The sequence below is a fragment of the Pseudomonas sp. PsB genome, assembly GCF_043658375.1.
GTDB classification, from domain to species: domain Bacteria; phylum Pseudomonadota; class Gammaproteobacteria; order Pseudomonadales; family Pseudomonadaceae; genus Aquipseudomonas; species Aquipseudomonas putida_Z.
The window spans coordinates 56561-69582 of record NZ_JBIGLU010000021.1; the positions used below are offsets into that span (position 1 = coordinate 56561).

12 protein-coding genes are annotated in these 13022 nt (G+C 66.1%); 10 read left to right on the forward strand and 2 right to left on the reverse strand.

Annotated features, from left to right (window positions below; translation table 11 throughout):
- Positions 1–92: 92 nt before the first annotated feature.
- On the reverse strand, positions 93–389 hold the full coding sequence (locus ACGLHT_RS21770; RefSeq protein ID WP_015269483.1) for a DUF3144 domain-containing protein: 297 nt from the start codon (positions 387–389) through the stop codon (positions 93–95).
- A 143-nt stretch (positions 390–532) separates the two neighbouring features.
- Between ACGLHT_RS21770 and ACGLHT_RS21775 the strand changes: the two genes are divergently transcribed.
- The 3 genes from ACGLHT_RS21775 (at position 533) to ACGLHT_RS21785 (ending at position 3337) form a co-directional block, all read left to right on the forward strand.
- Complete coding sequence (locus ACGLHT_RS21775; protein WP_274120136.1) at positions 533–1393, forward strand: CAP domain-containing protein; 861 nt, start codon at positions 533–535, stop codon at positions 1391–1393.
- A gap of 223 nt (positions 1394–1616) precedes the next feature.
- Positions 1617–2399 (forward strand): aldolase, encoded by a 783-nt coding sequence (locus tag ACGLHT_RS21780; protein WP_075044181.1) that lies wholly within the window; start codon positions 1617–1619, stop codon positions 2397–2399.
- Positions 2400–2443: 44 nt separating this feature from the next.
- Positions 2444–3337, forward strand: a complete 894-nt coding sequence (locus ACGLHT_RS21785) for a dihydrodipicolinate synthase family protein (protein ID WP_274120135.1) — start codon at positions 2444–2446, stop codon at positions 3335–3337.
- Between the two features lie 131 nt (positions 3338–3468).
- On the opposite strand, the gene ACGLHT_RS21790 is transcribed toward ACGLHT_RS21785, so the two are convergent.
- A complete protein-coding gene (locus ACGLHT_RS21790; protein ID WP_274120134.1) occupies positions 3469–4776 on the reverse strand; it encodes a DUF2235 domain-containing protein in 1308 nt (435 codons plus the stop codon).
- A gap of 562 nt (positions 4777–5338) precedes the next feature.
- On the opposite strand from ACGLHT_RS21790, the gene ACGLHT_RS21795 reads away from it, so the two are divergent.
- The 7 genes from ACGLHT_RS21795 (at position 5339) to ACGLHT_RS21825 (ending at position 12863) form a co-directional block, all read left to right on the forward strand.
- Positions 5339–6298, forward strand: a complete 960-nt coding sequence (locus ACGLHT_RS21795) for a MoxR family ATPase (RefSeq protein WP_013971644.1) — start codon at positions 5339–5341, stop codon at positions 6296–6298.
- Positions 6299–6302: 4 nt separating this feature from the next.
- Positions 6303–7247, forward strand: coding sequence for a DUF58 domain-containing protein (locus ACGLHT_RS21800; protein WP_041506176.1), 945 nt, complete (start codon positions 6303–6305; stop codon positions 7245–7247).
- A gap of 13 nt (positions 7248–7260) precedes the next feature.
- Entirely contained in the window at positions 7261–7755 is a 495-nt protein-coding gene (locus tag ACGLHT_RS21805) for a DUF4381 domain-containing protein (RefSeq protein ID WP_085693063.1), read from the forward strand.
- Positions 7748–8824 carry a VWA domain-containing protein gene (locus ACGLHT_RS21810; RefSeq protein WP_015269460.1) on the forward strand — a complete coding sequence of 359 codons (1077 nt, stop codon included), beginning with the start codon at positions 7748–7750 and terminating at the stop codon, positions 8822–8824. The genes ACGLHT_RS21805 and ACGLHT_RS21810 overlap by 8 nt, the downstream gene beginning before the upstream one ends.
- Positions 8821–10539 carry a tetratricopeptide repeat protein gene (locus tag ACGLHT_RS21815; protein ID WP_137163313.1) on the forward strand — a complete coding sequence of 573 codons (1719 nt, stop codon included), beginning with the start codon at positions 8821–8823 and terminating at the stop codon, positions 10537–10539. Before ACGLHT_RS21810 ends, ACGLHT_RS21815 begins: the two co-directional genes overlap by 4 nt.
- Positions 10536–12170, forward strand: a complete 1635-nt coding sequence (locus ACGLHT_RS21820) for a BatD family protein (protein ID WP_274120133.1) — start codon at positions 10536–10538, stop codon at positions 12168–12170. The genes ACGLHT_RS21815 and ACGLHT_RS21820 overlap by 4 nt, the downstream gene beginning before the upstream one ends.
- Positions 12171–12596: 426 nt before the next feature.
- Entirely contained in the window at positions 12597–12863 is a 267-nt protein-coding gene (locus tag ACGLHT_RS21825; RefSeq protein WP_274120132.1) for a hypothetical protein, read from the forward strand.
- The last annotated feature ends 159 nt before the right edge of the window (positions 12864–13022 follow it).

Sequence of the window (13022 nt, forward strand, 5' to 3'; positions counted from 1 at the left end):
TTTGTGCATTTCGGCTGAGGTCCTGGGGCTGCTCCGCAGCCCGTTCGCGACACAAGGCCGCTCCTACAAGGAAACCGCCTGCACCATAGGGTTCAGTCGCCTTTGCCCAACACATACCGGTCAAAATGCTCGATGTGCTCGTCCAGGTTGTCCTCGAGCATCATCCGGTACTGCTCACAGAAATACTTCAACAGCTCCTCCCGCGCGGCAGCCAGTTCGGCACTGGTCTTGAAACTGCGGGCACTCATCCAGGCATTGAAGCGCGAGGCGCCGAAGGTCAGCGAGGCACTGACCTTGCCCAGGTCTTCGATTTTCTCGATCTGCTGGTTCGCCAGTTCGATATGCGCATCCGCGCGGTCGTAAAAAGCCTGATCGGTAGCTTGTGTCATTGCGGTTTACCTTGTTGCAGCATTCAAGTTGAGTACCCGCGAAAAATTGTACCCCGTACACGTGAACCTGTATTGAGGCGCACAGTCTTAGCCGAGCCCTCAAATCGGCCTTGCCGCCGTCATTCACCAGAGCCATTCACCCCATGCGCCAAGCAGTCCGTCGCTCCCCCTTTGTTTCGCTCTGCTTCATTCCTTTTCTTCCCCTGTTCGCCAACCCCGCCCATGCCAGCGGGGAAAGGCAACTGGTGGCAGCCATCAACGACTATCGCACCCTGCCACAACGCTGCGAGCGGCGCATTATTCGGGGTTCGACGCCGCTGGTGCTGAAGCCGAAACTGGCGTTGCCGGTCGGCTACGGCGGGGCGTTGCGGGAAGGATTGAAGGCTGCGGGGTATCAGGCGGTGAAGGTGCGGGCCATCCGCCTGGTCGGCGCGCAAGATGCCGAGGAGGCCTTTGACATGCTGCGCAGCGACTACTGCACGGCCCTGCTCGATAGCCAATATGCCGATATCGGCGTCAGTCGCTCACGCAACGAGTGGCGGGTGCTGCTGGCTCGGCCCCTGCTCGATGCCCAGCTTGGCGATAGGCGATCGGCCAGCAACGCGTTGCTGGCACAGGTGAACGCTGCACGGGCGAAACCACGCCTGTGTGGTCGCAAGCGCTTTGCCGCTGCACGCCCGCTGGCCTGGAACACCGCCCTGGGAACGGCGGCGCAGCGCCACAGCCGGGCGATGGCCAACGACAATTTCTTCGCGCACCGCGACCTCGACGGTGATTTACCCGCGGATCGGGCATGGGATGCCGGCTACCGTGGGCGACAGATCGGCGAGAACATTGCCGCAGGCCAGGGCTCGCCGAGCAAAGCGATGGCAGGCTGGCTGGCCAGCCCCGGGCATTGCGCCAACCTGATGAACCCGATGTTTACCCAGGTGGGTGCGGCCTTTGCCGAGAACTCGCGTAGCGATAACGGCGTTTACTGGACGATGCTGTTCGGCGCGCCTTGAAGGGCACGTGCCAGCCCTGTGACCAGGGCTGGCCTGCCGATCGTTGCCTGCACCACCTTTGACAACCCCGCCATACCTCCCCCCTCGCAGTCTCAGATGACTGGCGCTGGCGATGACACATCGCTTGCATATGACACTTTGTGTCATTAATATCGCGATTGTGTCCTGACGGCGTCCTCGCCGATCAGCAATCCCATCGCCCTTCCCCATGCAGGTACCGCCCATGACGACCACCATGCAGACCCCCAAGGACCAGCTGGTCAAACTCGCCCAGCAGCAGATGCTGACGGCGCTGGCCGACAACACCTACACCCCTCGACAAAAACTCGCCCTCACCTGCCGCATCCTGTTCGACGGCGGCCACGATTCCGGCCTGGCCGGGCAGATCACCGCCCGCGCCGAGCAGCCTGGCACCTACTACACGCAACAACTCGGCCTGGGCTTCGACGAGATCGCCGCTTCCAACCTGCTGGTGGTCGACGAAGACCTCACCGTGCTGCAAGGCCGCGGCATGGCCAACCCGGCCAACCGCTTCCACAGCTGGCTGTACCGCGCACGCCCCGACGTCAACTGCATCATCCACACCCACCCGCTGCACAGCGCCGCCCTGTCGATGCTGGAAGTGCCACTGGCCATCTCGCACATGGACCTGTGCCCGCTGTTCGACGACTGCGCGTTCCTCAAGGAATGGCCCGGCGTACCGGTGGGCAACGAAGAAGGTGAAATCATTTCCAGGGCGATCGGCGACAAGCGCGCGATCCTGCTTTCCCACCATGGCCTGCTGATCGCCGGCCGCTCGATCGAGGAAGCCTGCGTGCTCGCCCTGCTGTTCGAGCGCGCAGCCAAGATGCAGCTGCTGGCCATGGGTGCCGGTGACATCCGCCCCATCCCGGATGCCCTGGGCAAGGAAGCCCACGACTGGATCTCCACCCCCAAACGTCATGGCGCCGCCTTCAGCTATTACGCGCGCCGTGCCTTGCGTGCCCATGGCGACTGCCTGGGCTGACTGAAGCTGTACTCTTTCCCCAACAACGGCAGAGGTGCCTGGTTATGTCTACACCTGTAATTCGCGGCGTTATCGGCTACACCATCACTCCCTTCACGGCAGACGGCGCGCTCGACCTGGATGCCCTGGGCCTGTCCATCGACCGCCTGATAGAAAACGGCGTACACGCCATCGCACCACTGGGCAGCACCGGCGAAGGCGCCTACCTGTCCGACAGCGAATGGGAAACGGTGGTGCGCTTCAGCCTGGCACGCATTGCCGGCCGCGTACCCAGCGTGGTCAGCGTCTCCGACCTGACCACCGCACGCACCGTGCAGCGCGCCCGCCTGGCACAGGCCTGCGGCGCCACGGCGGTGATGGTGCTGCCCATCTCCTACTGGAAGCTCACCGAAGCCGAAGTGGTCGCCCACTACAAGGCGGTGGGCGCGGCCATCGACATTCCGATCATGCTCTACAACAACCCGGGCACCAGCGGCACCGACCTGTCGGTGGAGCTGATCCTGCGCATCCTCGGCGAAGTGCCCAATGTGACGATGGTCAAGGAAAGCACCGGCGACATCCAGCGCATGCACCGCCTGTTCAAGGCCACCGATGGCCAGGTGGCCTTCTACAACGGTTGCAACCCGCTCACCCTGGAAGCCCTGGTTGCCGGCGCCACCGGCTGGTGCACCGCCGCGCCCAACCTGATCCCGGCGCTGAACCTGGCACTGTGGGACGCGGTGCAGCAAGGCAACCTGGCTGAAGCTCGCGCGTTGTTCTACCGCCAGTACGAACTGCTGGAATACATCACCCGCCGTGGCCTGCCCACCACCATCAAGGCCGGCTTGAAGATGCTCGGCCAGGATGTCGGCGCTCCACGCCTGCCCCTGCAGCCGCTGGATGCGCAAGGCAGCGCGTACCTGAAGAGCCTGCTGGACGCCCTGAGCGCGGCTGACTGACCCATCGCAGCCGCAAGACCGCTCCCACAGGTATCGCGCCGCTCTCAGGGTTGACGCAGGACCTGTGGGAGCGGGTTCACCCGCGAACACCGGCGCAGCCGGTGCCATGCAAACCCACGCCCACAGACGACTCACGCGACCGGGTTGGCATGCTTCACCCGCCCCCCTACCCCCGGCCGATCGACGAACAGCACATCCAGCACACTGTTACGCAACCCCTTCAACGCATTCCAGTTCGCCGACGCATGCACATACCTGTCGCGCAACAAACGCAGCTCATCCTCGGTCAAGCCAGGCTGCTCACTCTCACCCAAGGCAAACTCGTGCAACTTGCGGCTGATGCCCAGCAACTCCTCCGGCAACCGATGCTCAGCCTGCCCGCCCAATGGCGCAAACGGAACACCCGCCCGCACCGCCAACTCACGCATGATGCTCAGGTACACCCGGGACAGCTGCCCCGCCACTTCCCGCTCGCGGTACACCGCCGCATAAACCTGCTTTTGCGCCTCGCTAGGCAGGCCACCGGCAATCGGCTCCTCCCAGGCCAGCACACGCGGCCTGGGCGCGCCCATTTCACCAAACGACGACGCCAGCAAGGCACTGACGGTGGCATGCACGCGAGTCTGCTCGGCGCGCATACCCCGCGGTACTCGCTGTGACTGCGGTTTGCACAGCAGCACCTGCTCCTGCGTGGTAGCCGGGTAACCACCGCCAATGTTCGAGTGCACGCCCGGCAACACGATGTCATGGCCGCTGCGCACCAGCGGGAAGTTGTGCCGCTGCTCGTCCCCCGCCACCAGCTGCACCATTTGCCGGGCAATGCCCGCACCCAGGCCCAGGCGCAAGCCACCATGGCGGTCGTCGGCGGGGTCGAAGTCGCCCTGCAGCGGCGCGATGATCGCCGCCACCGTGTCGAACAGGCCGATGAAATTGATGACGATGCCGCAGGACACCGCCAACAGACTGCCGCCGCCATCATGCAGCAGGTTGGCCAGATGCCGCACAGCCGCAGCGCCGCGGCTGAAACCGAACAAGTCGAACTCGACCCGCTCGAGCCTTGCCTTTGGGTGCGCCTGGCACCAGTCCCGCAATTGCCCGGCAATCCCCGCCAAGGCCTCGGCGACCCGCGCCTCGGCCCCCCAGCGCCCACACCCGGTGGCCGAGGCATAGGCATGATCCGCCTCCCCCGCCAGGGTGCCCACGCCCTCGACATAGCGCTTCAGAAACGCCATGGTCCCGTCAGCATTGGCCCCCTGCGCCGGGTACAGCGCATGCAACAGGGCCACGTTGCTCAAGGCATTGCCATAACTGCCCCCTTTACCCACCGGTGCATCCACCGGCATCACATTGTTCAGGTTGTTACCGGTGCCATCGAAGAACACGCCAAAACGCAGAGTGACCGGCGTGATGCGTGCAGTGCTACAGCTGTTCAGGTCCATTGTCCTGCCTCCTGCTTGTACAAAAAGCACAAGCAGGCGCCAGCACACCGCCGCGGAACATCAGGCAATGGCCATTCCTTTACAGGACATTTCGGCAACGCTGCCAGATGTTTGTCTTGAGCGTTGAGGTGATGCAGAGATCGAGCGCCGCCCGCGCGGCGCTTCGCGGCACAAGGCCGCTCCCACATCTGTTTCGGGCCAGTTATTCCTGTGCCAGGTGGGTTGCAGCCTTGGTGCATGACTGGAGATGGATGAAGAACAACTGCGCCCTTCAATATCGAATGGAACAAACAAGGCGGACAGAGGAGACCTTACAGGAATGACTGGCCCGAAACAGATGTGGGAGCGGCCTTGTGCCGCGAAGCGCCGCGCGGGCGGCGCTCGATCTCACAGGCCCCGAAAATGCCACGGCGAGCACCTGGCGGCCCGATACATTATGTAAAACGCACCTAAATTTCCCTGCCGCCATTGGTCGCCACCCCCCCGGATGGATTAAAGTATCACCCCTTGCCAGGGCTGCTGCTTCCAGCCGCCTGCGGCCCCACACCAGGAACCGTCACCGATGGAACACCGTGAAGCGCTGATCGCGCTGCGCACCTTTCTTTCTTCCCAGATCCTAGGCCAGGAGAAACTGGTCGAGCGGCTGTTGATCGTGCTCCTGGCCGACGGCCACATGCTGGTCGAAGGCGCGCCGGGCCTGGCCAAGACCAAGGCCATCAAAGAGCTCGCCGAAGGCATCGAGGCGCAGTTCCATCGTATTCAGTTCACCCCCGACCTGCTCCCGGCCGACATCACCGGCACCGAAATCTACCGCCCGGAAACCGGCAGCTTCGTGTTCCAGCAGGGGCCGATCTTCCACAACCTGGTGCTGGCAGACGAAATCAACCGCGCCCCGGCCAAGGTACAGTCCGCACTGCTCGAAGCCATGGCCGAACGCCAGGTCAGCGTGGGCCGCAGCACCTACGACCTGTCGCCGCTGTTCCTGGTGATGGCAACGCAGAACCCGATCGAGCAGGAAGGCACCTACCCGCTGCCCGAAGCCCAGCTCGACCGCTTCCTGATGCACGTGAAAATCGGCTTCCCCGACGCTGCGGTAGAGCGGCGCATCCTGTTGCAGGCCCGTGGTGAAGCCCTGGGCGGCGAGACCAAGCCCGAGCGCCGGGTCAGCCAGCAGGCGATCTTCGCCGCCCGCAAGGAAATCCTCGGTCTGTACATGGCCGACGCGGTGGAGGAATACCTGGTGCAACTGGTGATGGCCACCCGCACCCCAGCCAAGTTCGACGCCGAACTGGCCGACTGGATCGCCTACGGCGCCAGCCCGCGTGGTTCCATTTCGCTGGACCGCTGCGCGCGCGCCCACGCCTGGCTGGCCGGGCGCGATTTCGTCAGCCCCGAAGACATCCAGGCGGTGCTGTTCGACGTGCTGCGCCACCGCATCATCCTCTCGTTCGAGGCCGAGGCGGCAGGGATCGACCAGGACCGCGTGGTCCAGCGCATCCTCGACGTCGTCGCCGTTGCCTGAGCCCATGCCCACCGCGTCGCTGGCCGAACCCGGCATCCGCATCGGCCTTGCCGAGCTGATCGATATGCGCCACCGCGTGCGCGAAATCCAGCTGTTTTCCCGGCCCGGCCAACGCAGCCCGCTGGTGGGCCTGCACCACTCCAAGCTGCGTGGGCGCGGCGTGGACTTCGACCAGGTGCGCGTTTACCAGGCCGGCGACGATGTGCGCAACATCGACTGGCGGGTCACCGCGCGTACCCAGGAGCCGCACACCAAGCTGTTCCACGAAGAGCGCGAACGGCCCATCTTCATCCTCGTCGAGCAGAGCCAACGGCTGTTCTTCGGCTCGGGGCTGATGTTCAAGTCGGTGCTGGCCGCCCAGGCCGCCGCGCTGTTCGGCTGGGCCGCGCTGGGCCACAACGACCGCATCGGCGGGTTGGTGTTCGGCGACAACGAACACCACGAAATCAAGCCCCGGCGCAGCAAGCAGAGCCTGCTGCAACTGCTCAACCGCCTGGCCAAGGTCAACCAGGCGCTGCACACCGAGGCCACGCCCGGGGCCGACAGCCTGGGCCTGGCCCTGCGCCGCGCCCGCGAAGTGCTGCGCCCCGGCAGCCTGGCCATCGTGATCTGCGATGAGCGCTCGCTCACTGCCCAGGTGGAGCAGCACCTGGCCATGCTCTCGCGCCATTGCGACCTGCTGCTGATGCCGGTGTCCGACCCGCTCGACCACGCCCTGCCCGCCGCCGGCCTGCTGCGCTTCGCCCAGCGCAGCGCGCAGCTGGAGCTCGACACCCTGGACGCCAACCTGCGCCAGGCCTACCGCCAGCAGGCCGAAGCGCGCATCGAGCGCTGGGAGCTGATGGCGCAAAAGCTGCGCGTGCTGCTGATGCCACTGAGCACCCAAAGCGAAATGATCGAGCAACTGCGCGAGTACCTGAACGCCCAGCGGCCACGGAGCGCGTCATGAAGAGCAGCGGCCAATGAACCCGCTTGACCAACTGCAGCCGCTGATCGCCCCCGCGCCGATCGGCCTGTGGCCACCGGCACCCGGCTGGTGGCTGCTGCTGGCCGTGATGCCGCTGCTGGCCTGGGGCCTGTGGCGGGTGCGCCACTGGCGCCCGGGCAAACGCCGCATCGTGCGCGCCGAACAACCCTTGGACCCGGTGCGCGTGGAAGCGCTGGCCGAACTGGCGCGCCTGCCGCGCCCCTACGACGGCGCCCCGGCCGGGGCCTGGTTGCAACAGATCAACGCCCTGCTCAAGCGCCTGTGCCGCAGCCACTACCCGGGTGCCAACAGCCATACCCTCAACGGCCGCCAGTGGTTGGCGTTTCTCGACAACCGCTGCCCGGCCGCCGGCCTGACCCGCTGGATGGTACTGGTCGAAGGCGCCTACAAACCCGAGTGCAAGCTCGACGACAAGGCCATCGCCGGGCTCAGCCAAGCCGTCGAAACCTGGATTCGCAAGCATGTTTGAACTGGCCTGGCCGTGGGTCTTCGCCCTGTTGCCGCTGCCGTGGCTGGCGCGCCTGGTGCTGCCGGCCGCCGACAGCGGCGAACCGGTGCTCAAGGTGGGCTTCCTCGACGAACTGGAAGGCCTGGCCGGGCGCCGCGCGCGGCTCAACCTGCCGACCTGGCGCCAGCAGGCGCCCTTTGTCGTCATCTGGTTGTTGCTGCTGTGCGCCGCCGCCCGCCCGCAATGGTTGGGCGAGCCGGTGCCAGTGGCTGCCAGCGGCCGCGACCTGCTGGTGGCGGTGGATGTGTCCGGGTCGATGGACTTCCCCGACATGCAGTGGCAGAACGAAGAAATCAGCCGCCTCGACCTGGTCAAGGCGCTGCTCGGTGACTTCCTGCAGGACCGCGAGGGCGACCGCGTGGGCCTGATCCTGTTCGGCAGCCAGGCCTACCTGCAGGCGCCGCTCACTTTCGACCGGCGCACCGTGCGCACCTTCCTCGACGAAGCGCAGATCGGCATCGCCGGCAAGAATACCGCCATCGGCGACGCCATTGGCCTGGCGGTCAAGCGCCTGCGCCAACGCCCGGCACAAAGCCGGGTGCTGGTGCTGATCACCGACGGCGCCAACAACGGCGGGCAGATCCACCCGCTGACTGCCGCCCGCCTGGCCGCCCAGGAAGGCGTGCGCATCTACACCATCGGCATCGGTGCCAACCCCGAAGCCAGTGGCACCCCTGGCCTGCTCGGCCTGAACCCGAGCCTGGACCTGGACGAAGCCTCGCTCAAGGAAATTGCCGACATCACCCACGGCACCTACTTCCGCGCCCATGACGGCGCCGAACTGGACGCCATCGGCGACACCCTCGACCAGCTCGAACCGGTGGCCCAGCAACCGACCCAGGCGCGCACGGCCAAGGCCCTGTATGCCTGGCCCCTGGCCCTGGCCTTGTTGCTGAGCGTGCTGCTGGTGCTGGCCGTGCAATGGCCCGACAACCTGCTGCACCGCCTGCTGCGCAAGCCGCGCTTCCTGCAACCGCACCCGGAATGGCGCCAGCGCCTGAAGCGCCTGCGCCTGAGGAGGCGGCGATGATCGAACTGTGGCCCGAATGGTTGCGCCCGCTCTGGCTGCTGGCCGTGCCCCTGCTCGCCTGGCTGCTGTACAAACTGTGGCACCGGCGCAAGCGCGCCGGGCGCTGGCAGATGATTCTGCCGCCGGCGTTCCATGGCGTCCTGCTTGGCGGTGGCAGCGGCAGCACCAGCAAGCTGCCGTGGGTGGCGCTGGGCCTGGCCTGGGTGCTGGTGATCCTGGCGCTGCTCGGGCCCAGTTGGCAGCGCGTGGAAGAAAACCGCCAGCGCCCGGCCGACCCGCTGGTGATCCTGCTCGAACTGACCCCGCAGATGCTCGCCGAGGACAGCCCGCCCAACCGCCTGGAGCAGGCGCGGCGCAAGATCCTCGACCTGCTGGAGCACCGCCGCGACAGCCAGACCGCGCTGGTGGTCTACGCTGGCTCCGCGCACACCCTGGTGCCACTGTCCGATGACCTGGCCACCAGCCGCAACCTGCTCGAGGCGATCGACCCGTCGATCATGCCCAAACCCGGCCAGCGCGCCGACCTGGCCGTGCAAAAAGGCCTGGCCCTGCTGGCCCAGAGCGGCCTGGGCCAGGGCCGCCTGCTGCTGGTCGGCTCGTCGCTCAGCGCCCCGGAGCGCCAAGGCATCGCCCAGGCCCTCGGCCGCCAGGGCCCGAGCCTGCTGATGCTGGGCATCGGCAGCCGCGAAGGCGCACCGGTGCGCCAGGCCAATGGCGAATACCTCAAGGACGACCAGGGCGGCATCCTGTTGCCACGCCTGGACAGCGCCAGCCTCAAGGGCTTCATCAGCGGCACCGGCGGGCGCTACCGGCATGCCCGCATCGACGACCTCGACCTGCGTGGCCTGGGCCTGTTCGACAACCCGCGCGCCGGGCGCAATGACGGCCAGACCCTGCAACTGGACAGCTGGGCCGACCAGGGTTACTGGCTGCTGCTGCCGCTGTTGCTGCTGGCCGCCTGTGCCGGCCGACGCGGCTGGCTGTTCTGCCTGCCGCTGCTGCTGGCCCTGCCCCAGCCCAGCCAGGCCTTCGAGTTCAACGACCTGTGGCTGCGCCCCGACCAGCAAGGCCAGCGCCTGCTGGAGCAGAACCGCCCGGCCAGTGCCGCGCGCCAGTTCCAGGACCCGCAATGGCGCGGCATGGCCCTGTACCAGGCGGGCGACTATGCTGGCGCCGCCGAAGCCTTTTCCCAAGGCGACACTGCCGCCGCCCACTACAATCGAGGCAATGCCCTGGCCCATAGCGGTGAACTGGAAGCCGCCCTGGACGCCTACGAACAAGCCCTGGAACGCCAGCCCGACCTGCAAGCGGCGCTGGACAACCAGGCACTGGTGCAGCAACTGCTGCAGCAGCGCGAAGCCAAGGCCGAGGAACAACCAGCCAGCAGCGATGCCCAAGGCACGCCCGGCAGCGAAACCGAAGGCAACAGCAGCTCGGCCAGCAGCCCGGCCCAGGGCACGCCCGGCAACGACGAACAAGCCAGCGCCGAACAGCCCGGCGAAGGCAGCAACAACAGCCAGGTAGCGCCCGGCAACCAGGCGGGCGCGGATGACAGCGTCATCCAGCCGCCGCAGCGCCCGGTATCGACCAGCCTCGATGCCGAACAGCGCCAGGCCCTGGAACAATGGCTGCGGGAGATCCCCGACAACCCGGCGGAGCTGCTGCGGCGCAAATTCTGGTATGAACAGCAATTGCATCAGGAAACCCCACGATGAGTCGCTTCGGCGTCTTTCTCCTCAGTCTGCTGTGGGCCGTGCTGGCCCAGGCCGAACCGTTGCTGCGAGCCAGCGTCGACCGTACCCGCCTGGAAGCCGGCGAAAGCCTGGAGCTGACCCTGGAAAGCCAGGACGTCACCCAGTTCGGCAAGCCCGACCTGCGCGCGCTGGAGGGTGACTTCGAAGTGCGCGGCACGCGCCAGCTGAACAGCCTGCACAGCCTCGACGGCGAAACCCGCGCCAGCACCCGCTGGATCATCACCCTGCTGCCGCGGCGCAGCGGCAGCCTGCGCATCCCCGAACTGCAACTGGGCCAGTCGCACAGCCAGGCCATCGAACTGCAAGTGCTGCAGGCCGATGCCAGCCGCCAGGACAGTGCCTCGCAGGTGTTCATCGAAGCCACGCTCGACAGCAGCGAAGTCTACGTCCAGGCCCAGGCCGTGCTCACCCTGCGCATCTACCATTCGGTGGCACTGTACGACGACAGTAGCCTCAGCCCGCTGCAACTGGAGAACGCCAAAGTCGAACCGCTGGGTGAATCGCGCACCTATGAAAAGGAAATCAACGGCGTCCGCCACGGCGTGATCGAAACCCGCTATGCCGTGTATGCCCAGCAAAGCGGCACCCTCGAAATCCCGCCACTGACCTTCACCGCCACCGCCGCCGCCAGCCCGGACCAAGCCCCACAAGCAAACGGCACGGCCCGGGCCGGCCACCAGGTGCAGGTCAGCTCGCTGCCATTGCGCCTGGCCGTGCGGCCGATTCCGGCGGCCTGGCCTGCTGGCGTGCCATGGCTACCGGCCCGCAGCCTGGCCCTGGAAGAGCACTGGAACCCGGACCCTGGCAACCAGCAGGTGCAGATTGGCGACTCGCTGACCCGCAACATCACCTTGCGTGCCGAAGGCTTGTCCAGCACCCAGCTGCCGCCGCTGCCAGCCACCGAAATCACCGGCCTGCGTCGTTACCCCGACCAGCCGTTGCTGCGCAACGAAATCAGCGAGCGCGGCATGACCGCCAACCGCGAAGAGCGCGAAGCCCTGGTGCCGACCCACAGCGGTACGCTGGCCCTGCCGGCGCTGGAAGTGGCCTGGTGGAACACCCGCGAAGACCACCTGGAGCACAGCAGCTTGCCGGCGCGCACGCTGAACGTGCAGGACAACCCGGCGCTGAGCGCCGACACCCCGGTTGGTGACAACAGCAGTGCCAGCAGCTTGCTGTGGCCTTGGCAGCTGGCCACCCTGGTGTTCGCCCTCACCACCTTGCTGGGCTTTGCCCTGTGGTGGCGCGCCCGCTCGCAGCCAGCGGTGCTGCGCGCCGCGCAGGCCGGGCCGAGCCCGCGTACCTTGCTGGATGATCTCAAGCGCGCGTGCCAGGCCAACGACCCACAGGCAACCCGCCAGGCGCTGGACGCCTGGGCCCGCCAGCAGCCGGAGACCCTGGCCGAGATGGCGGCGCGGTTCGTACCGTTGTCGGATGCACTGGATGGGTTGAACGGGGCGCTGTATAGCGAGAGCGGGCAGTACTGGCAGGGTGAAGATTTGTGGCGGGCGATCGGTACGATTCCGCCGGCTGAGCAGGTATTGCTGCCGACCGGCGAGAACGGCAGCCTGCCGCCGCTCTATCCCAAGTGATGTGCTGCCTGTGCAGGCCTCTTCGCGGGTAAACCCGCTCCCACAAACCTTGCGCAGTACCTGTGGGAGCGGGTTCACCCGCGAACACCGGCGTAGCCGGTGCCACCGTAAGATATTTCTGAACCTGCAACCCAATGCTTCAGAATCAACCCGCTTAGGAATTATCCTACGCGCGCTGCCGAACTATCGCTGTTGTCGGGGAAACTCCTCACGGATAACGTTTCCGGGTCGCTTCGGTGACCGGGTGTGAGAACCCGACGATAAGCAAATTTCCGCCAGCTTTCATGGCGGCCGCGCGCGGGCAGACTTCGGTCTGGCCGAGTTTTCCTTTGCTTCCTCGGTTTCTCACCCCGCGCACGGCTGCCACCTAAACCCGTGAGAAGGTTGCGGTGGTGGCATTCTCTGATCAAGCAAAGGGTTTGAATCATGAAAAAGATCGTCCCCGATCCACCCGTAAAACTAACGGCCCGCCCCTTCTACACCATCAACCAGGACACACCCTCGGTTGACGCCCTGATCCACACCCTCCAGCTGATGGCCGGCATCGAAGACTCGCTGGACGAATACATCTGCGCCAATGCCGGCGAGCCCGGCATCAACATGCTGGTCAACGCGGTGCATCACGTACAGATGACCAAGGCCCTGGCCGAGTTGCTGCTACATCGGCAGGCCGGGGATATCACCTGGCACTGACTACGGTCCTACAAAAAGCGTTATCGCGTCATGGCTGCCAGGTGTTCGTCACCACATTTCCGGCGCCTGTGAGATCGAGCGCCGCCCGCGCGGCGCTTCGCAGCACAAGGCTGCTCCTACATCTGTTTCGGGCCAATAATTCCTGTGACAGAGGCGCGC